A 20,980-nucleotide genomic window follows, 5' to 3' on the forward strand; every position below is an offset into this window, starting at 1 on the left:
GCGAAAATGTTGTGATCGCGCAGGGTATTAAAGCCACTTTCCCTCAGCATATCCAATTCGGTAATCATATCTACATTGGACCCTATGCTTTTTTATCGAGTGAAGGGGGGTTGCATATAGCATCCGGCGTGATCATGGGCCCACATGTAAGTATTTATACGGCTAACCACCGTTACGAAGGCGCCACCGCTATTCCTTATGATGGCGCTACTGTATTGAGACCGGTACGCATCAGTGAAAATGTATGGATCGGTGGCAGTGTAATCATTGTTCCCGGTATCACAATAGGCGAGGGGGCTATTATCGGTGCGGGTGCGGTGGTGACTAAAGATGTGCCGCCTATGGCAGTAGTAGGCGGCAACCCGGCTAAGGTAATCAAGTTCAGAAATGAAGCGGAATACCAGGAATTGAAACAACAGGACTCGATCTATATGGCCCTGAAGCGCAGCAAAAAGATAGAGCATTTCTCTGTCAAAGGATAACCATATCGTGCTGCGCTGTGGACAAGAAAAACAGACATGGCAACAAAGAACACAACATTTTCCGGCAGCATCTTTCTGACCGGCTTTTTCGGCGCGGCAAACGTTGGCGATGAAGCTGTATCCCTGGCCGTTTACGAAGGCGTAAGAACACAACTGCCCGGTGCGGTGTGTAATATCGTTACACGCAGCCCGGCATATACGAGGGACTTTACCGGCATTACGGATGCGGTAGCGCTGAAGGGTTTCTATCCTTCGCAGGACTTCTGGTCTAATTTTCTGCTGCATTACAGGAGCGCCAGAAAAAGTGACCTGATCGTCATTGGCGGCGGCGGCATTCTTCAGGATGTGCATAGCTGGACCACTATTCCGGCACACCTGCTGCCTGCCTGCATCGGCATCCTGTTCAACCGCAGGGTAATGACTGTGGGGATAGGCGTGGGGCCTATTAAAAGTCCATGGCTGAAGCGGCTCACTGCTTTTACGTGCAACCGCATGGTGAAGGTGCAGGTCAGGGATGAAGAAAGTAAACGCGTACTGAAAGAATGCGGCGTTGATGCCGATAAGATAACGGTAACGGCTGATGTGGTGCCTTCACTGGAACTGCAGCAGCATGTTACGAAGCGGCCGGCGGCCCATAAAGTACCGGTGGTGGCCCTTGCTTTCCGCAAATGGCCCGACCTTGATGAAGCTGGACTAGTGGGCATTTGCAGCCGTCTGATTGATAATGGTGTGCATATCAGGATGCTGGGGTATGAGTCTGCACATGACAAAAAATTCTATGAGCAGCTCATTGACCGTTTTGATGAGCGCTACAGGGATAAGATCAGTATTCATGTGCCGGCAGACCTGGATGATGCATTACAGGAGGTCAGGCATGCTGATTTTCTGTTGTCGATGAGATTGCACGGATGTGTATTTGCAGCTGCGATGGGTATAAGCTTCGTAGCGGTGCCGTATGATCATAAAGTGAGTGAGTTCATGCGCCGTCTTTCACTGGAAGACCGTATAGTGCCGATGGATAAACTCTCTCCGGCATATGCCGACAGGATACTGGAATGCCTGCAGCAGCCGGATTTTAAGGCTCCCTGGAAAGAAGCGTTTGATAAACAGCAGCAGCTTTCCCGGAGCAATTTTACTTGTATACCGGAATTGTTGGAAACGAATGTTTCTTTTTCTGATAACGAAAGGCGGGAGGCAAAACGATGGATCAGAACATTGTTGTGGAGAGGAATGAAAGTGCAGATGAAGCGCCCGGTCGGATTTTTTTTACGAAAAATGTCAAAATAGGTTACAATGAAGGTGTTAATCACAACACAGCAGCGTATACCCCACTCAGGCGGCCTGAGTACGCATGTTGAAATACTGATAGCCGAACTCAAAGCAAATGGTCATGAAGTACGCCTGATACAGGGTGGTATGGCGCAGTCTCCGAAATGGGCCAAGGCACTGCGTTTGCTGCTGACGCTGGGAGATAAGAACCGCTTCGTCAGCCAAAACTTCAAAGCAGTGCTCCACCGTATTACACAGCTGGTGACTGCGGAGATCAGCCATTTCAAACCCGATGTGATTCATACGCATGATGTATATGCTTCCTATGCTGTGTTGCAGTGCCGTAATCTCAACGGAACACCCGTTATCCAGACCGTGCACGGGCCTGCTTTATACGAAGCGCAAATGGGCGGCGCAGATAAATTGCCTGCCTATAAACAGCTGATCATTGATTGTGAAACGCTTTCATTTCAGCGTGTGCAGCATTTCATTGCAGTAGACAGTGGTCAGGCAGCCATCCTGAAAGAAGACTATGGTGTAGACCCTACGAAAATAGATGTGATGTTCAACTGCGTCAATGTAGGCGAAGTAAGAAGCATGGCTAAGGAGACGGTGGACCTGCCGGTGAAGCAACCTTACTTCCTGGTGCCGCGCCGTCTTGTGGAGAAGACCGGTGTACGCTATGCGATTGAAGCGCTGGCGCTGGTGAAAGATCAGGAATGCCAGCTGGCAATAGCCGGACAGGGGCCGTTGCGTAAAGACCTGGAAGATCTTGCTGCCAATCTCAACATGACATCCCGGGTGGTGTTTCTGGGGCCGGTGCCCCGGAACAGGCTTCTGCCGTTGTTTGCAAAAGCCAAAGGGGTGATTGTACCTTCTGTGCCTGCGAGTGGTGTGATTGAAGCCACTTCCCTTGCCGTAACAGAGGCAATGGCTGCCGGCACAGTGCCTGTTGCCTCCGCCATCGGAGGATTGGCAGAACTGATAGAACACAATAATACCGGCCTCCTGGTGAAGCCTGCCAACGCACAGGATCTTGCCAATGCAATGGATACACTGCTGCATAACGCCGGCCGCCGCGACGAACTGATAAAGAATGCCACCAGTAAGGTAGAAGGTGATTATTCATCGCTTAACTGGATGAATAAGATCGTGAAGATTTATAAGAAATACGCAAAGTAGTTATGAGCTTTTTACGAAAAAGTATATTCGTTACCGCTGGTCAGATGAGTGGCATTATGCTGAACATGCTGGCCGGTGTGATTTACTCCAGGGCTTTGGGGCCCGGGGGCATGGGACAGTATGAGCTATTCCGTTCCGCCCAGATGGTGGTGGTAACCTTTGTTTCATTAGGGATGGGTACCGCAAGTATCTATTTCCTCAACAATCTTAAATACGATCCGAAAGATATTGTATCCAATACCGCCAAAATTTCGCTATTGCTCGGCGCCTTGCTGGTAATAGGTTTTACGGCGGCGGTGATGTTCAATCCATCTTACTTCGGCACCATACGATTTATTACGGCAACGCTCTTTTCTTTCGGATCTGCTGCGCTGCTGAATACGGCGACGCTACGGCCTGTGCTGGTAGCGCAGCTGGCCTCCAAACGGATGGTGATCATCGATATGCTGCCCCGTATCATTGTGCTGCTGGGCGGCCTGCTGATGTTGCTACTGAGTCAGCGCAGTTCCAGCTTTGCCATCACGGCATTGGGAGTTGGCAATACGCTGGCATGTCTCACCCTGTTTTATTTTCTGCGTGAGCATGTGCAGTTAAGCATGCCGCTCAACTGGAAGCTGCTCGGTTCTTTACTGAAATACAGTGTTAAATTGTCGGCGTCTAACTTCCTGTATGTGCTTACCGCCAATGTAACGGTAATGCTACTACGTTATTCGCAGCAGCAGAATTTCAGCCAGGTGGGTTTATACACCAGGGCGGTGGCTATCAGCGGTATGATTACTATGATCCCTTCCATTGTTGGCTCTATGCTGTATGCCAAATGGGCCGGGCTGAAAGGAGAAATGCTTACCAAGCAGGCACAATTCGCGATGCGCGTCAGTTCTACGGTGAGTTTCTGTATATCGGCCGTGGTCTTCATCTTCAGCAAGTATATTATTCACCTGCTGTATGGTTCTGCTTTTTACGGGGCTAACACGGCATTGCGCATACTTGCATCATCGCTTGTTTTCATCACTATCTCCAGTATCTGCAACAACCTGCTGGCAGGAGACGGTAAAGCGATGACCACCATGTATATCCTGCTCTGCACCTTTACTATTGTGGGTACAGTTACCTGGCTCACCGTTGGTAAGATGGGTATAGAAGGTGCTGCTATTGCGGTGATGTGCGGGAATGTGTTTTCCTGTATTACCTGCCTCACTATCTGTAAAAGACATTATAACCTGGATATAACGAAGTGTTTGGTGATGAGAAAGTCTGATGTGCAGACATTGATGAAATCACTGAAACCGAGATAGACATTTTCCTCCGGAGAATCATAAATACTGATGATGATGAAAGAGATGAATCAAGATGGAAAAATAAGGGTAGGCTTCTTTTTCGACGGAGGAGAAGGAGGCGGTGTTGTGGAATACGTTCGTCTTCTGCTGCAAAATATAGACAGGGATGCTTTTTATGTAGTGGGCTTTTTTCTGGGGGACGGACCAAGTCATGATACACTGAAGCGTTATTTCGACAAGACGGTGATACTCACTGGCGGGCGACTGGTGAATTATGGCAGTGGCCGCGGCAAACTGCAAAAGATAAGGCTGAACACAAAGAAGATGTTCATTGCTTTCAAAGGCGCGGTGTTGCTGGCTCGTGGTATGAGAAAGCATAAGATACAGGTGCTGGACGTGAATTATTTCCCGCATCATATCCTGGCAGGTATAGCCTGCCGGCTTACTTCGACCCCGTGCGTATGGCATTGGCATGGCGCTACGGTGTCTTCCGGGATGCGTGGAAAAGCGGTGGCTTTTGGCACACGTTTCTTCTGTGATGTGATTGTGCCGATCAGCCTTTTTGTGGAGAAGAGTCTTCCGGCGGTTGCCAGGAAGAAATCGAAGGTGGTATATAACGGCGTGGATGTGAACAGGGTGGTGAATGCTGCTGCCAACGGGCATTTACGGCACCTTGCGGGTGTACAGGAGCATATGCCGCTGATAGCGATCCTTGGCACCATATCACCGCTTAAAGGGCATGCATATTTTGTGAAGGCGGCTGACCTGGTATTGAAGGAACTGCCGGATGCGCGCTTTGTCATTATTGGCAGAGAATCTGCAGCGCAGAAGAAGAGAATCGGTTTTGAGGAACAGCTGAAAGCGGATGTGCAGCAGCTCAACAGACAACATGAAATACTTTTCCTGGGACAGGTGCCCAATGCGGCGCAGTATCTGTCTGAATGCACCGTGGTATGTACGCCGAGTATTCCCTACAGGAATTTTCTTGGCGAGGGCTTCGGGTTAGCGGCTGCAGAAGCAATGGCAGCGGGCGTTCCTGTGATAGCTACCGACATCGGTTCATTCCCGGAAATTATAGAAAATGACAAGAACGGCGTGCTGGCCGAGCCTGAAGATGCGCAGGCGTTGGCGCACGCCATCCTGTCGCTGTTACGCGATGAGCCACGGAGGCGCCGGATAGGGCTTGCAGCGCAGCATCATATTGTGCAACACTTTGATGTGAAGTTCACCACAACGAAGATGGAGCGTATTTATCAGCGTTTACTATAAGTATTTATAAAGGTATAGAATGGCGATTGTAGTTGTTTTGTTTTTTCTGTTCATGATGTACAGAACTGCAGTGAAACCAATGACAGGATTGGTGTTCATGTGGTTTGCCATTTGGCTGTATCCCAACTCGCTGTTGTATGGTACGCTGCCAATGAATATACGCTTTGACGATATCTTCGTCTTTTACACTTTCATGGTATGCGTGGTCAAAAAGCCGAATGGCGTGAAAGTATGGAGCCTGGCTACTTTCAGGCTCGCGTTGGTATGGTGGCTCATTCACCTGCTGGGAAATTTCAACGGCCTGTTATATGGCGGTATGAGTGCTGCGCAGGAGGTGGTGAAATTTCTGCTGAAGGCGGCTTACGTACCGATGACGATTGCTATTGCCGGTTGCCTGCTGCAGAGCTATGCTGATGTGAAACACTTCATTAAGTGGTTGCTCATTGCAGGTGTGGCTACCGCCTTGCTGGGAGCCGGTACGGTTATCTCGCCGCGACTCTTTGGTATGTTCCTCATCCCGAATACAGATCTCTCTGCCAATGAAGTGCTGGAGAATATGGAAGGCGCAGCAGAGCTGGCCCGCCGTGCACGCGGATCTGTGGGCACCGTGGCAACTTCTGTGATCTGTTTGTTCCTGGCGGTACTTTCATTGTATATACTTACACTCAAGAAGTTTGTATTCCTCAACAGAAAATTCATCATTTTCTCTTTTGTGGCTATCCTCATGGGGCTGGCTTATACCCAGAGCCGCGGACCGCTGCTGGCTTTTGCTTTCACTGCAGGTATCATCCTTTTCCGTTCTGAGAACAAAGGTATCCTGGTTGCGGCGGCATTGGTGTTCGGCGTCATATTGCTGACAGATAACCCCGTGCGGGAACTGATCATGGCCAGGTTTACCGGTGAAACTGGCAGTACTGCGGAGGGCGGACTGGCAAAGCGTTCTGACGTATGGAATATGTTCATCGACAAGTTTGATCCTGTACTGGTATTTAATGGTATCGGTATGGTGATGGCCAAATATATCTATCACGCTACGGCACATAATACGTATCTCGGCTCACTTATCTATAATGGTTTGTGGGGTATTGGTATGCTGTTGACGGTGGTATTCAGGTCCGTGAAATATTGTATTACCCTCACGCGCCGCAGCGATGATGTGCTGTCGAACATCTTTGGTCATTATATCGGGTTGGCCATATTGTTCATGCTGGTCATCGGTGTCAGCGTGGAAGACTTCCAGAATACCATCTGCATGCAGTTATTCTTCACGTTTATGCTGATCTGCGAAAAGCTGATCGCCGCGCATAAATCTGTGGAAGAAGCCACTGTAAAGCCTTTGGAAGTGTTGGAAGAAGCACAGCTCAACTAGTATCTCATTATAACTATCAGCTATTATGGCAAAAATATTAATGCAGGCATGGACGATCACAAAGAAAGGGAACGAATATTTCCTGCCTTATACCCATTGGGTGTACCTCAACGAAATTGTCAGGTATTATGAAGAAGTGTGTTTATTATCCCCTGTGAAGATCAGCAACGGAGAAGCGGACACCGGACTGGTGTCTATTGCCGGTTTCGGTAACGTGGTTGTGTATGAATTGCCTTATTCAGATAGTTATAAATCGGCTGTAAAGCACTACGGCGCGTATAAAAATGCTTACCGCCAGCTGACCCGCTACGATGTGGTGTACCTGCGTTACCCTACGCCGCTGGGATGGCTGAGCAAGCGTTTTCTGAAGAATAAGAAGCGCATAGTACATTTCGTGGGTGATCCCATCGATGCAGCCTGGGTGAATCCCAACTTCGGCACACTTAAAAAACTGACGCTTATTTCCTTCTTCATGCCGGAGCATATTGCCTATATGTGGGCGTGCAAGGGGGCGAAAGTGTTTACCAATGGTCATCATATCAAGAAGAAATTAAGCAGGTGGAATATCAATGCCAACGCTGTGATCTCCACTACGCTGAATGAAAAGGATTTTCATTTTGACGCATCGAGGCAATTGAAGCCGCAGGGACTGAAACTATTATACGTGGGTTATCTGCGCAAAGCGAAAGGTGTAGAAGTAGTGATAAAGGCTTTTGCCCGTGTGAAGAAAACCTACCCGGATGCAACGCTCACCATTGCCGGTTCCGGCGAGTTTGAGCGTGAGCTGAAGGCGCTGGTTCAGCATGAAGGATTGGATGGCAGTGTTGATTTCCTGGGACATGTAGATAACCGTGACCGTCTGAACGAATTGTTCCGCACGCATCACATCTTCTGTTTTGCCAGTCTCTCCGAAGGATCGCCCAGGGTGGTGCTGGAAGGAATGGCTAATGGTATCAATATTCTCAGTACGCCGGTCGGTTCGCTGCCGAATGTATTCAGCGATGGTAAGGAAATTACTTATGCCGGATTCAACGATGATGAAGCGTTTTATAACAAGATCAGCTACCTGGTACAGCATCCGGAAGAGGCGAATGCCATCCGGAGGAATGCGCATGAAAAGGTGAAGGGGTTTACGATCCAGCATTTTATTAAAAATATTTTCTCGAATGAAAACTAGGCTATCTATACTTTACTCGTGGCTGGTGAGAACGCTGACGTTACTGTTACCCAATGTACCGGTATGTATGCGTTTCAGGGGTTTCCTGTATTCGCTGATGATGAAACGTTGCGGCAGGGATTTTCAGGTAACGTCTACGGCTATACTGAATTCCCTTTCTGGTTTGTCTGTAGGTGATCACGTTTATATCGCACATAACTGTGTATTGATAGGTGTGGATATAGAGATAGGAGATAAGGTGCTGATAGGTCCTAACTGTATTATTTCTTCCGGTAACCATACTTACCTGGATGACGCTTACCGCTTTGGCAAATCGGAAGTAAGGCCAGCCAGGATAGGTAATGGCAGCTGGATTGCAGGCAACTGTTCCATCGTGGGCGGAGCGGGGTTGCCCCCTAAATCGGTACTAGGCGCCGGATCTGTACTGAACAAAGCATTCACGGAGGAGCGCGGGCTGTATGCGGGCGCACCTGCGGGCTTCATAAAAAAACTGCAATGAGGATACTTTATATACATCAGTATTTCACCTTACCTGCCGCCGCCGGTGGCACCAGGTCGTACGACCTGTCGAAACGCTTTACAGAAGCAGGCCACAAGGTGACGGTTATTACGAGCAGCTCTTTCCTGAAAAACCTGCAGCCATTTGCCAAGGGATGGACCATACTGGATCACGAAGGTGTGGAGCTGCATGTGCTGAATGTGGAGTACAGCAACAAGATGAGCTTTACGAAGCGTATCGGCGCGTTTCTGAAATTTTTGTTTCATGCGTCTTTCCGGACATTCAAAATAAAGACAGATGTGATCCTCGCTACTTCCACACCGATCACGGTTGCCGTGCCGGCGTTGACGGCACGCATCTTCAAGCGCGTGCCTTTCGTTTTCGAGGTGCGGGATGTGTGGCCGGAAGTGCCGGTGGCAATGGGTATCATCAAAAACAAACTGGTGATCCGCCTGCTGGAGCGCTTCGAAAAATATATCTATCGTAAGTCATCACATATTGTTGCCTTATCAGATGATATGAAGCAATCTATTATCAGCCGCACCGGGGTGCCTGAAAGCAAACTGTCTGTCATCACCAATATCTCCGAAACGGATCGTTTCTCCAGGTATGAACAGCCGGGTACATTGCTTTCCTCTCTGCTCGGTTATCAGCCGCGTAAGGTAGTGTTGTATGCAGGGACGCTGGGGATGGTGAATGGGCTGAAATATATGACGGATCTGGCTATTCACGCCTATAAGATTGATCCATCGGTTAAGTTCATTGTATTTGGCGATGGTATGGAGAAAGAGCAGTTGATGAAATATGCGGCGGATAATAATATCCTCCACAACAATCTCTACTTCTTTGATCCTGTGCCTAAGTCGAAGTTGTCGCAGTTGTATTATGAATGTACCGTAGCTTCTTCTTTTGTGATACCGATACCAGAGTTGTGGGCAAACTCAGCAAACAAATTTTTTGATTGCCTGGCAGCCTCCAGACCGGTGGTGATCAACCATCGCGGATGGCAGGCTGCTGTTATTGAAAAGGAGAATGTGGGGTTTGTGCTGGATTACAATACTGATAATATTCCTGCAGAGGCGAAGCGCTTCTGTGATTACATTAATAACGATGCCTTGCTGGAAACGCAGCGGGAGAATGCCGGCCGTCTGGCGCGCCGGAAATATTCGCTCGACATTGCAGCAACGCATTATCCGAAAATACTGCATGATGTTGTATCGTAATTGTTTCAAGCCGCTGATTGATTTTGTGGCGGCCCTCCTGGCGTTTATTCTGCTGCTGCCGGTTTTCCTGGTGGTAACCATTATGTTGGGTATCTCCAATGGCGGCAAGCCTTTCTTTACGCAGCTGCGTCCCGGCAGGCACGGGCGTATATTCAGGCTGATTAAGTTCAAGACGATGAACGATAAGAGAGATGCGAATGGCAACCTGTTGCCTGATGAATACCGGATGACGAAGCTGGGGATACTGGTGCGGAAAACATCTCTTGATGAAATACCGCAGCTGCTTAATGTGATAAAAGGAGATATGAGCCTGGTGGGGCCAAGGCCTTTGCTGGTAGACTATCTCGCGTTGTACAATGCGGAGCAGCAGCGCCGTCATGAAGTGAGGCCAGGCATTACGGGCTGGGCGCAGGTGAATGGCAGGAATGCTATCAGCTGGGAAAGGAAATTCGAATATGACGTTTGGTACGTAGACCATCAAAATTTACAGCTCGATATAAAAATCCTATGGATGACCGTAGCTAAAGTGTTCAGGTCTGAGGGTATCAGCCAGAGTGGCCATGTGACTTCAGAACGATTCAATGGAACGGCGTAAAACCAAACCTTAAAGTAACCATATGGAAAAACCTGAAATATACCTCTACGGCGCCAGTGGGCACGGAAGGGTAATAATCGAGATTATTGAAAAAAATGGAGCTAAGGTAGCGGGTATCTTCGATGATAACAATGATCTGACAGAGATGATGAAATACCCCGTAATAGGAAGTTTTGACCCGGAGAAATTTGATGGGGATGCCAGCATGCTCATCTCCATAGGAGACAATGCCGCAAGAAAAAGAATAGCTGCCTACCTGGATGTTTCTTTCGCCAGTGTAACCCATCCGGCGGCCAATATTTCCGCCAGGGCGGTGATTGGCCAGGGAACAGTGATGATGGCTGGCGTAACGGTAAATAGTTATGTCGAGATAGGAGAACACTGCATACTAAATACTAACTGCTCAGTAGATCATGACTGTGTGATAGCAGATTATGTACATATATCACCCAATGCTGCACTGGCAGGTAATGTGAAAGCCGGGGAGGGTTCACATATCGGTATAGGTTCCTGCGTGCTGCAGGGAGTCAGTATTGGCAAATGGGTTACAGTAGGGGCAGGAGCAGTGGTGATACGGGATGTGCCCGACTATGCAGTGGTGGTGGGGAATCCTGCCAGAATCATAAAATATAATCCGGTAACGCAATAAAAAATTAAGATTATGAATGAGAAAATATGGTTGTCGTCTCCACATATGGGTGGAGAAGAACTGAAATATGTTCATGAGGCATTTCAGTCTAACTGGATTGCTCCGCTGGGTCCTAACGTGGACAAGCTGGAGCAGGATCTTGCGCGCTACACCGGTTCGCTGAATGTGGCTGCTTTGTCGTCGGGCACTGCCGCCATACATCTGGCGCTTGTTTTGCTGGATGTTAAGCAGGGTGACGAAGTGATATGCCAGAGTATGACATTTTCTGCATCTGCCAATCCAATCACCTATGTTGGTGCAACGCCTGTGTTTATTGACAGTGAGGAAGATACCTGGAACATGGATCCGGCGTTGCTTGAGCAGGCTATTAAAGAAAGAACTGAGAAGGGAAATAAACCTAAGGCAATTATTCCCGTCCATTTATATGGCATGCCTGCCAAGATGAAAGAGATTATGGAAATTGCCGCACGCTACCATATACCGGTAATTGAAGATGCTGCGGAAGCGCTTGGCTCCGTATACAAAGGCAAGGCCTGCGGTACATTCGGAGAACTAGGCATACTGAGTTTCAACGGCAATAAGATTATTACTACCAGCGGCGGCGGCGCGCTTCTCAGCAATGATGCTGCAGTGATTAAGAAGGCCCGCTTCCTGGCCACACAGGCCCGTGACCCCGCACCGCATTATGAGCACACACATATTGGTTATAATTACAGGATGAGCAACATAAGTGCAGGTATCGGCTGCGGTCAGATGGAAGTGCTGGATAAACGTGTTGCGGAAAGACGCAGGAATTTCTTATTTTATGTTGATCAGCTGGAAGGCTTGCCAGGCATCAGTTTCCTCAAAGAACCGGAAGGTAGTTTCAGTAACAGGTGGTTAACAACAATATTGGTCAATGAAAAGGAGAGTGGTGGTATTACCCGTGAAACCATCAGGCTTGCCCTCGAAAAAGAAAATATTGAATCCAGACCACTCTGGAAGCCCATGCATAAACAGCCTGTTTTCTCCGGCGCCCCGGCTTATACAAACGGGGTCTCCGAAAAGCTTTTCGAAAGCGGGTTATGTCTGCCAAGTGGTTCCAATCTCACGGAGCAACAACTGGAAAGCGTTGTTGCGCATATCAGGAAATTATGGAAAAAACAGGTACCCGATCAACACGCTGCGAGTCTGCGGGAAGTTCATTCCTGATTCTGCTGTCGTTATGTGCGTTCAGCTGTTTCTCTTCGGAGGCGCAGCAGGCTCCTACGTTTAACTACAGGCAGGGCATTGCAGACAAGTACATCTCAAAAGATGTGGCTGCCGCCAAATCCCAGATGGCTGTCAGTACTTTCGATCTGACAACTGTGCTGCCGAAAGGCTATGTGCAGGATGGAAGTGTGGATTACACTTCCTATCTGCAGAATGGTCTCGACAAGCACAAGGATGTGACGTTTCCGGCATTTCCGGTGTTGGTGAACGACAAAGGCCTCAGTGTGGGCAGCAACAGCAACATCTATTTCAAGCCGGGCTCCAGGCTGCAGCTGCAGGCGTCTGACAAGGAAAACTATGAGATCCTGCGTGTGCATAATGTGCAGAATGTAAACATCTATTCGCCGGTGATTGAAGGTGACCGTAAGGAGCATAAAGGTAGCACGGGGCAGTGGGGCATGGGGCTTTCCATCCGTGCGTCGAAGAATGTGAATGTGTATGCCCCGCGTATTTCAGGATGCTGGGGCGATGGTATTTACATTGGCGCCCTTAATGATGTTACCAGCAGCAATGTGAATATTTACAATGCCTACCTGGATTTCAACAGGCGTAATGGTATGTCGATTGTTTCTGTGGATGGACTGAAGCTCATTAAGCCTGTGGTGGCCAATACTTTCGGGCAGTCGCCGATGAGTGGCATTGATATTGAGCCGAACAACAACCGGGATGTGATTAATAATATTGTGATGGATGGACCGGTAACACTCAACAATGCGAAACATGGTATTGTTATATCATTGTCGAAACTGATAGGTGTCAACCCGCAGGATGTGAACATATCTATCCGTAATCACCAGGATGATGGATCTTCAGTGGCTTTTTCTATGGGCGGTATGAAGCAACATTACGACGTGCCTCCGATGAAAGGCAATATTGAAGTAATTAATCCGGTGTGGAAGAATAACGTGGAGCGTCCGTTCAGAAGTTACAAGCCTAACGGTTATGCGCCTACGTTGAAATTCACCGGTGTTAATGTCCTGAAAACGGACAATAACGGAAGAGATAAACCTGATGCGGAAAAGTTTATGCTGATGCAGAAGACTATTTCTGCTGAAAGCAAGATGATACTGCAGCAATGAGGATTTAGTTATTTTTTTATGTTGCTATTTGATTATTTGGAATGCCGTGGAGATCAACAATTGTTTAAAAATATACTGGTCTTCGCCGCATTCTAAATAATCAAATAGCAACATAAAAAAATAACTAAATCCAGACTATGGAAACGCTATTTTTACCTCCCGCCCTATAACTCACTACAGAACAGAAAGACCATATTGTGTAATTGAATAACCATTTATTTGTGTTTTTAACCGGTTGTCATCCTATTTGTTTTAAATATTTTATATATTTGTAAATATTTAATATTATTTATTTGTGAAGATGTGCTATTGTGAACAATAATAGCGGAGACCAGTTGTTATAAAAAATGACCGTTACAATTATCTTATGAAGAAACTGCTATGCGTGTGTCATAGCCCGAATGTCCGTAGAGAGTGTAGTTATAGATGTTTACTGACTAAACCATATCTTATTGCGAAAGCCGTATTCATTATGATGATTTCATGGAATGCAGCGGTGAATGCGCAGGATATACCTCTTAAAAATCCGTCATTGGAAGGGGTTCCGGGTCAGAATAAAGTGCCGTCCTCATGGATCGTCGGTTCTAAGACACCAGATACACAACCAGGAATTTTTGAAGTTACGCTGCCCGCATCGGATGGCAGCACTTATATTGGATTGCATAGCGGGCCCGACTGGCTGGAAGCAATAGCGCAGGAAGTGTTTATGAAGGGGGGGCGGAGCTATGCGCTTTCATTTGATCTGGCTTTTACTCCTGAATATGCGTACAAGGCCTGTTATGGCAATATGGCTATCTACGGAGGAGATCTTCCCGGCGATACCGCTGAATTATTGTGGGTATCCGGTCGTTACGAGCATACCAGCTGGAGGCGATATAATGCTGTTATCAGACCTAAAAAAGATTACCGGTACATTTCTTTCTGGGCAGACTACTCGCTTACCTGTACGAAAAGTGCGCATGGCTCTGTAGTACTGATTGATAATATTTCATCCAGCCTGCGCCAGTATCCGCAGCTGGAGACGGCCAGTACTACTACCTGTGCGGGTATCAATACTGGTACTGCCAGTGTGAAGGTGCTCAGTGGTTCGGGACCTTATACTTACCTCTGGCTTCCGGGCGGGCAAACAACGGATCACATCAGCCGTGTGGCGGCAGGCGACTATAAGGTGAGTGTTACAGCGTTCAGCGGCCTTGTTACCACGATGCAGGTAACTGTAAAGGAAACAGACCTGAAGAGTGAGGTGAAGGTGGTGCCATCACGTTGCAACGGCGACAATCAAAACCAGATTGTGTTGCAGACTACGGGGGGGCTACCTCCTTATCGTTACTACTTTAATGGCAATGGGCATCCTTCCTATGAAGGTGTGTTTAAAGAGCTGCATCCGGGCGCCTATGCAGTACTGATAAAGGACGAGCAGGAATGCGCGGACAGCAAGCCCCGCATCAAGGTGGAAGAGCCGGCGCCACTGCAGATTGCAGCTGTCAATAAGAAGGATCTCAGCTGCAGCGATACCCGGGACGGAAAGATCCTGCTTACGGTAAACGGAGGCATTACGCCTTACCAGTATACATTAGAGCCAGGCAGCTGGCAGTCTGATGCTGCCTGGCAGAAGCTTGATGCCGGCAGGTATTATTTCCGTGTGAAGGATAATAACAACTGCGAGACCAGCGGCAATGCTGAGATCCTCCGGAATGAGCGCGCCTGTGCTGTGTATGTGCCAACAGCATTCAGTCCCAACGGCGATGGTCTGAACGACATCTTCCGTGCGAAGGTGAATGATGATGTAAGTGATTATCGTATGGTGGTGTACAGTCGCTGGGGCCAACTTGTTTTCCAGACCTCTGATCCTGCATCGGGTTGGGATGGTTCGCAACTGCCGGTAGATAATTACGTTTGGGTGTTAACCTATACAGACAGCAAGCAACAGGCGCGTAAACAGACGGGTACGCTCATGCTGCTCAGGTGATCTACTGCGCATGGGTAAGTTCCCTGTTTCTGAAAGGATATTGATCCAGTCGTTTCATCAGTTTTCTGTTTCTGGTGATTGCTTTAATGGCTGCCATATGTTTTTCATGGTGCAGATCTGTACCGATGAAGTCGATCATATTCAGCTCGAGTAGCTTTTCTGCGGTCTGCTGTATGTGTCTGCCGTAGTAGCCGGATAGCGAGAGCAGGTTTACCTGAAGCAGGCAGCCCCAATCTTTGAACTGGTGATAGCCTTTGAAATTATTGTGGAAATAATTGTACCGTTCGGGGTGGGCCATCACGGGCTGGTATCCTTGTGCTTCCAACTCAAACAGCCATCGGTGCAGCTGTGGCGGTGCAGACATGAAAGAGATTTCTACCAGTACGAGATTATTGCCGAGTGTAAGCAGCGGCTGCTGCATCAGTGTTTCGATCTCTTCATCGAGATAATACTCTGCAGCAAAGCGGAACGGTATATTTACCTTACCACTGGCAAGCACTTCCTGATAGGGAGGATCGATGGTGGTGCGGCTGTTGGGGTAGCGGTCCATCATGATGTGGGGGGTGGTGACAATCTTCTGTATACCCAGATCCTGCAACTGTTGTATAAAGGAGATGCTGGTCTCCACATCCGGCACGCCATCATCGATGCCTGGCACCAGGTGCGAGTGAATATCAGTTTCAATACCAGATAAAAACTGAGTCAGGACTTTTTCTTCGGCGCTTCGCCGACTAAAGAATGAAAACATAAAGCGATTGTCCGTTTTAAAGTTGGCAATTGTTGATTCTTATTTTACAAATTTTCTGCCAACAACATCTTTGCTTATATCGTTATCAATCTTACAATTTCCTCCAGATATTGTTGGTCAGTGCTATCAAAATGGTTCAGCGATTCGCTATCCACATCCAGTACACCGGCCACGGTGCCGTCTTTTATCAACGGAACAACTATTTCAGATTTTGACAGGCTGCTGCAGGCGATGTGACCTGGAAACGCTTCTACATCCGGCACAATCAGCGTCCGGGCTTCAGCCCAGCTGCTGCCACACACTCCTCTTCCCTTACTGATACGCGTACACGCTATTGGTCCCTGGAAGGGGCCAAGTACCAGCTGGTCTCCTTTCACCAGATAGAATCCGACCCATAGCCAGCCGAACTGTTCTTTCAGTGCTGCTGTTATGTTGGCGAGATTGGCGATCAAGTCAGGTTCACCCTCCAGCAATCCTTTGATTTGCGAAATTATAGATAAGTACTGCGTTGTCTTATCTCCCGTTATAATATGTAAGTCTTCTGCCATTATACAAAAGTAAATTATTCAATTTTCACGGTTCGCAATTATTTTGTATATTTATTTGGTAGCCACTAATGAGAACCAATATGCCCGCACCATTGATTTGACATTGAATAGCAGAGCGGTTTTCACCATTTATCCTGTTTTTTGCTGATTGATGGATGAAATAAAATATTTTTGTTACGCTATGAATTTACCTGAAGTAATACTTGTGACCGAATCAGACGAGCCTATCGGAACGATGGAAAAAATGGAAGCGCATCGCAAAGGATTGTTGCACCGGGCTTTCTCCGTATTTATTATCAATGATGCCGGCGAAATATTACTCCAGCAGAGGGCCTTGGGTAAATACCATTCTCCGGGTCTCTGGGCAAATGCCTGCTGTAGTCATCCATTCCCCGGGGAGTCCACGTTAGATGCGGCGCATCGTCGTCTGCAAGAGGAGTTGGGATTTAATTGTCATCTCGAAGAAATTTTTTCATTCACCTATAAAACCCCATTTGATAACGGCCTTACTGAGCATGAATTTGACCACGTATTTCTTGGCACTTACAATGGAGCAATCTATCCTGACAACGATGAAGTAAATGATTACAGGTATTTGTCTGCCAGCCAGATACTTTCATTAATGAAAGAAACGCCTTCACATTTTGCCAGCTGGTTCCAAATTGCATTGCCTAAAGTATTGCAGTATCTCCAACTGCCTGTAGTCACACCAGGCGGCTGATAAGACCCCCTTTACGTCCATATATTGTTGATGTCACTTTTACACCATTAACCGGAATACATTTTTTATTTGACATTCTGCTGTGCTGCTGACCACAGCCTTACGCGCTTTACCCGGTAAAAGCCGCACGGCAGCAGTATGCACGCAGGATACCTATGCATTTAAACCCTTTCACTTAACCATTAAAGTACCATCACATGACAACTATCCAGTTACCCCGGATTAGCTATCCGTTTCCTTCACGTATTAATCAATTTGCAGCGGAAGCCCAGCAACATGTAACCGACTGGGCACAACACTATGGACTTGTCCGCTCAGAGAGAGCTATCGCACGATTCAACAGGGGCCGTTTTGCCTCGCTTGCCGCGAGGGCCTTTCCGGATGCCCCTTTTTTTGAGCTTTGTGTGATCGCAGACTTCAACACCTGGTTGTTTATGCTGGATGACCAGTGCGATGAGGCGGACGCCGGAAAGACAACAGATTATCTCAGGAGTATTACGTCCGGTTTTATGGACATACTCCGTTTCAATCAGTATGTAACATCTGCTACGGCCGCGCCGCTGGCGGCTTCGCTGGGGAACATATGGGAGCGCATGCGCAGTATCAGTACGCCGGGATGGCGTCTGCGTTTTATCCGCAGTATGGAAGATTATTTTTCTTCCTGTATATGGGAAGCGGAGAACCGCGAGAGAGGGATTGTTCCTGCCGTAGCAGATTATATCAAGATGCGGCCTTATACGGGCGGATTGTATGCGGATATTGTGGCGATTGACATTATTGAGAAGATATACCTGCCGGACGATCTGCTGCAACACGCCTTACTGAAACGATTGATGCTGGCGTGCAATAACATTGTATGCTGGTCTAACGATCTCTTTTCCTGTGACAAGGAACTGAAACAGGGGGATGTGCATAACCTGGTTGTTACGTTACAGCATGCTAATCATCTCACCTTGCAGGAGGCCGTGGATGAAGCTGCGCGGATGCACAATGAAGAAGTGGCGATTTTTGCTGCACTTGAAAAGTTGGTGCCGCTTTCAGGTACGGAAAAAGACTATGAGTTACTGCGTTATGTATCGGTGCTTCGTTCCTGGATCACAGGGAACCTGGAGTGGAGTATATACGACACCGGTAGATACGGCCTTGCTGTAAACGAGGCGGCGGTAGTATAGATTCAGGTATTTTTTTATTTAGGTATTTAGATATTTTAAATGCAGCGGAGATTATTATTTATGACCTTCAGATATAACAATACACAATCTCCGCTGCATTTAAAATATCTAAATACCTAAATAAAAAAATACCTGAATATCATCTCTTCCTGCTTCTGTATTTCTCAATTTGTTTGCCTGTCCACCAGAACGACAGTGCCAGTATAGCGAAGAAGATTCCTTTGTTGGTGCGGTCCCACAGGTATTCGAAGTACCGGGTGTAGAGGTCCAGGAGCAGGAAGATAACAGCGAGGTCACGCAGCAGGTTGTCTTTGCTGCGGAGGCCCAGTAATAGTGTCAGTACGCACTGGGCAGTGTATACAAATACCCATTGCAGCAGATGTATCTGCCGCAGTTCTTCCCATTGCTGCCAGGTGCCGCAGTTGCCGAATATAGAAATGAGCCAGCCGGAGAGCAGGAACAGCAGCCAGCTGCCTGTCCAGGTAAGACTTTTCACTGGTTGAAAGACCGGGGCCTTTCGTGCGAGCCAGGCCAGCAGGATCATAGCAGCCGCCAGCAGCGCCATGCGGCAGGGGAGGTTCATGCCCAGGAAATAGGCGTTATTGTCTGTTATGTAATAGGTGAGTTTTATGTAAGCCGGTATCAGGCATAGCAGGGTGGCAGCCCAGAGCAGGCGTGATTGCAGGGACAGCGAGAGCAGGGCATAGATTATTGTGGCCAGCAGCCAGAAGAGGCCGTAGTTGCCGCCGAGATAATTCAGGCTTTTTCCAAGGTATACAACGGTAACGCCTGTACTGAGAATGGGAAGTAACCAGAACAGTTCCTGGTTCAGTGAAAATCCTGGATGCTGCTTACGCCGCTTCCACCCATGTAAACAGAGAAAAGCTGTGAGGCCGGTGGACAGTAAAGCGATCACGCCATCAGTCAGGGAGAATTTTTTCCGGATGATTTCTATCCACTTTTCATCCAGCACCAGCGAACCGAATGCCATGAGTGCGCAGGAGATGGCAGCAATGAAGATGTACAATGCGATTGTCTGCCAGTCGGTTCCTTTCTCTTCCTGCACGGTATAGCTCTTTTGCAGGGCATCAGCCTGCTCCGTACTGATCAGGTCCTGCCGTTGCCATTCCTGTATAGCCGTCTGTAACAGATGCGCGTCTCTTTTGTCTACCTGCAACATGATTTTCGGTTGATGGGTTTTCCAGAAAACGTATAGCCGTCAGGTCTGGTACATATAGCCGGCCTGACCTTATTCCTGTCCGGCTATATGTACCAGCCGGAGCGTATTGCGTTTTTTTATCCTGATCCTGAAATAGTTAATGAGCGCCAGTACCGGCAGCAGCAGGTAGCTGATACGCTGCATCATCGCGTTTTCGGGAAAGATGAAATATGCCATGGTGATACAGGTGAAACCGGTGGCCATGGTGAAGAAATTGTATTTATAGCGCTGATAAAGCAATTCCTTGTCTGTAGGGAATCCTGTAATTGCCAGGTGGGGATTGCGCTGAAAAACATAATAGCTGACCCAGAACAGCGCAGCCAGGCAACCTGTCATGTTACACATATATATAAAGAGCGGCAGCATGAAGTGGGGAGTCAGATGTAACATGGCGGAAGTGGAAAAAGGAAAGGTCACCACAAAAAACAGGAAGAAAAGATTCCTATGTATCAATCCTTCGTTGTAATTTTGAATGAACCTGTAAAGATGCAGGTGCCTTATCCACATATTTCCGATAAAACCGAAACTCACCGCAAACGCAAAGAATTCGAAGTACAGGGGTTTCATTAACTCAATATAGCCGCCGGCCGGCAGTTTGTCCGGTATGTGCGGGAGCTTGATCTCGATGATCAGGAGGGTGATAGCGATAGCAAAGACTGCATCACTGAATAATATGAGCCGTTCCATTTCAAACTCGCGGTGCACGGGTTTAGGCTCCTTGATTACAGACATAGACATAAGTAAAACGAATAGCTTTTCAGCAAGATACGAAATAGGATTTAGCTTTAAACCGTTAGTATATTGTGTGAATGCCCTGAAGCTGAGTCCTGAAGATAATCCTGTTTCTCCCAACCTTTTTAGTATTTCATTGTTAAGTACTTATCAATCATCAGATTTCAAAGGAATAAGTATGCGTTGTATCCTCTCCTTGTTTACAATTCTCTTATTGTTGAAAATACCTGTCGCTTATGGGCAGCTGGATACGATCCGCCCCGGCAACTATGCCTTCAACCTTTCTGATTGCATAAAGTATGGCCTGACGCACCATCATGACATGGTAAATGCACACCTGGACGTGAACTTCTCCCGTGAACAGGTGAAGGAAGCTACCGGTAAGCTGCTGCCGCATGCAGATATCAACGCCGGGTTCAACGACAACCTGAAATTAGCCACGTCATTGATCCCGGACATTGCCAGCGGTAACTATGACCGTAAGGTGCCTGTGCAATTTGGTACCCGTTTCTCATCCAGTGTAACGGGACAGGTGAATCAGACGGTGTTT

Annotated in this window: 20 protein-coding genes and 1 pseudogene; 17 read left to right on the forward strand and 4 right to left on the reverse strand. The window is 47.8% G+C overall.

Annotated features, from left to right (window positions below; all coding sequences use genetic code 11):
* Nucleotides 1–230: 230 nt before the first annotated feature.
* The 14 genes and pseudogenes from VM802_RS32440 to VM802_RS26450 all read left to right on the forward strand — a co-directional run.
* Nucleotides 231–386 (forward strand): annotated as a pseudogene (locus VM802_RS32440) (DapH/DapD/GlmU-related protein); the annotation flags it as partial.
* Nucleotides 387–518: 132 nt separating this feature from the next.
* Nucleotides 519–1,769, forward strand: coding sequence for a polysaccharide pyruvyl transferase family protein (locus tag VM802_RS26390; RefSeq protein ID WP_325536372.1), 1,251 nt, complete (start codon nucleotides 519–521; stop codon nucleotides 1,767–1,769).
* Nucleotides 1,770–1,775: 6 nt separating this feature from the next.
* A complete protein-coding gene (locus VM802_RS26395; RefSeq protein ID WP_325536374.1) occupies nucleotides 1,776–2,933 on the forward strand; it encodes a glycosyltransferase family 4 protein in 1,158 nt (385 codons plus the stop codon).
* A gap of 2 nt (nucleotides 2,934–2,935) precedes the next feature.
* Entirely contained in the window at nucleotides 2,936–4,228 is a 1,293-nt protein-coding gene (locus tag VM802_RS26400; protein ID WP_325536376.1) for an MATE family efflux transporter, read from the forward strand.
* 45 nt (nucleotides 4,229–4,273) lie between these two features.
* Entirely contained in the window at nucleotides 4,274–5,479 is a 1,206-nt protein-coding gene (locus tag VM802_RS26405) for a glycosyltransferase family 4 protein (RefSeq protein WP_325536378.1), read from the forward strand.
* Between the two features lie 52 nt (nucleotides 5,480–5,531).
* Nucleotides 5,532–6,848, forward strand: coding sequence for an O-antigen ligase family protein (locus VM802_RS26410; protein WP_325536380.1), 1,317 nt, complete (start codon nucleotides 5,532–5,534; stop codon nucleotides 6,846–6,848).
* A 25-nt stretch (nucleotides 6,849–6,873) separates the two neighbouring features.
* Nucleotides 6,874–8,025, forward strand: a complete 1,152-nt coding sequence (locus VM802_RS26415) for a glycosyltransferase family 4 protein (protein ID WP_325536382.1) — start codon at nucleotides 6,874–6,876, stop codon at nucleotides 8,023–8,025.
* On the forward strand, nucleotides 8,015–8,524 hold the full coding sequence (locus tag VM802_RS26420; protein WP_325536384.1) for an acyltransferase: 510 nt from the start codon (nucleotides 8,015–8,017) through the stop codon (nucleotides 8,522–8,524). The genes VM802_RS26415 and VM802_RS26420 overlap by 11 nt, the downstream gene beginning before the upstream one ends.
* Nucleotides 8,521–9,747 carry a glycosyltransferase family 4 protein gene (locus tag VM802_RS26425; protein ID WP_325536386.1) on the forward strand — a complete coding sequence of 409 codons (1,227 nt, stop codon included), beginning with the start codon at nucleotides 8,521–8,523 and terminating at the stop codon, nucleotides 9,745–9,747. The genes VM802_RS26420 and VM802_RS26425 overlap by 4 nt, the downstream gene beginning before the upstream one ends.
* A complete protein-coding gene (locus VM802_RS26430; protein WP_325536388.1) occupies nucleotides 9,731–10,342 on the forward strand; it encodes a sugar transferase in 612 nt (203 codons plus the stop codon). Before VM802_RS26425 ends, VM802_RS26430 begins: the two co-directional genes overlap by 17 nt.
* 22 nt (nucleotides 10,343–10,364) lie before the next feature.
* On the forward strand, nucleotides 10,365–10,991 hold the full coding sequence (locus VM802_RS26435) for an acetyltransferase (protein ID WP_325536390.1): 627 nt from the start codon (nucleotides 10,365–10,367) through the stop codon (nucleotides 10,989–10,991).
* Nucleotides 10,992–11,003: 12 nt separating this feature from the next.
* The gene (locus VM802_RS26440; protein WP_325536392.1) at nucleotides 11,004–12,182 is read left to right on the forward strand and encodes a DegT/DnrJ/EryC1/StrS family aminotransferase; all 1,179 of its coding nucleotides are present in this window, start codon (nucleotides 11,004–11,006) and stop codon (nucleotides 12,180–12,182) included.
* Nucleotides 12,125–13,321, forward strand: a complete 1,197-nt coding sequence (locus VM802_RS26445; protein ID WP_325536394.1) for a right-handed parallel beta-helix repeat-containing protein — start codon at nucleotides 12,125–12,127, stop codon at nucleotides 13,319–13,321. The genes VM802_RS26440 and VM802_RS26445 overlap by 58 nt, the downstream gene beginning before the upstream one ends.
* A 472-nt stretch (nucleotides 13,322–13,793) precedes the next feature.
* Nucleotides 13,794–15,290 (forward strand): T9SS type B sorting domain-containing protein, encoded by a 1,497-nt coding sequence (locus tag VM802_RS26450; protein WP_325536396.1) that lies wholly within the window; start codon nucleotides 13,794–13,796, stop codon nucleotides 15,288–15,290.
* Between the two features lies 1 nt (nucleotide 15,291).
* Here VM802_RS26450 and VM802_RS26455 read toward each other — a convergent pair whose 3' ends face one another.
* Both VM802_RS26455 and msrC read right to left on the reverse strand, forming a co-directional pair.
* Nucleotides 15,292–16,038 (reverse strand): tyrosine-protein phosphatase, encoded by a 747-nt coding sequence (locus tag VM802_RS26455; protein ID WP_325536398.1) that lies wholly within the window; start codon nucleotides 16,036–16,038, stop codon nucleotides 15,292–15,294.
* Nucleotides 16,039–16,112: 74 nt separating this feature from the next.
* Entirely contained in the window at nucleotides 16,113–16,586 is a 474-nt protein-coding gene (msrC, locus tag VM802_RS26460; protein WP_325536400.1) for a free L-methionine (R)-S-oxide reductase MsrC, read from the reverse strand.
* A 181-nt stretch (nucleotides 16,587–16,767) separates the two neighbouring features.
* Between msrC and idi the strand changes: the two genes are divergently transcribed.
* Complete coding sequence (idi, locus tag VM802_RS26465; protein ID WP_325536402.1) at nucleotides 16,768–17,307, forward strand: isopentenyl-diphosphate Delta-isomerase; 540 nt, start codon at nucleotides 16,768–16,770, stop codon at nucleotides 17,305–17,307.
* Nucleotides 17,308–17,504: 197 nt separating this feature from the next.
* The gene (locus tag VM802_RS26470) at nucleotides 17,505–18,479 is read left to right on the forward strand and encodes a terpene synthase family protein (protein WP_325536404.1); all 975 of its coding nucleotides are present in this window, start codon (nucleotides 17,505–17,507) and stop codon (nucleotides 18,477–18,479) included.
* A 139-nt stretch (nucleotides 18,480–18,618) separates the two neighbouring features.
* Here the strand turns inward: VM802_RS26470 and VM802_RS26475 are convergent, their stop codons facing one another.
* Nucleotides 18,619–19,659, reverse strand: coding sequence for a hypothetical protein (locus VM802_RS26475; protein WP_325536406.1), 1,041 nt, complete (start codon nucleotides 19,657–19,659; stop codon nucleotides 18,619–18,621).
* Between the two features lie 69 nt (nucleotides 19,660–19,728).
* Nucleotides 19,729–20,430 (reverse strand): TMEM175 family protein, encoded by a 702-nt coding sequence (locus VM802_RS26480; RefSeq protein ID WP_325536408.1) that lies wholly within the window; start codon nucleotides 20,428–20,430, stop codon nucleotides 19,729–19,731.
* A gap of 73 nt (nucleotides 20,431–20,503) precedes the next feature.
* Here VM802_RS26480 and VM802_RS26485 point away from each other — a divergent pair.
* Nucleotides 20,504–20,980, forward strand: a 477-nt coding sequence (locus tag VM802_RS26485; RefSeq protein WP_325536410.1) for a hypothetical protein, incomplete at its 3' end; no start/stop codon positions are given.

The sequence above is a fragment of the Chitinophaga sp. genome (assembly GCF_035538455.1).
Taxonomy (GTDB): Bacteria; Bacteroidota; Bacteroidia; order Chitinophagales; family Chitinophagaceae; genus Chitinophaga.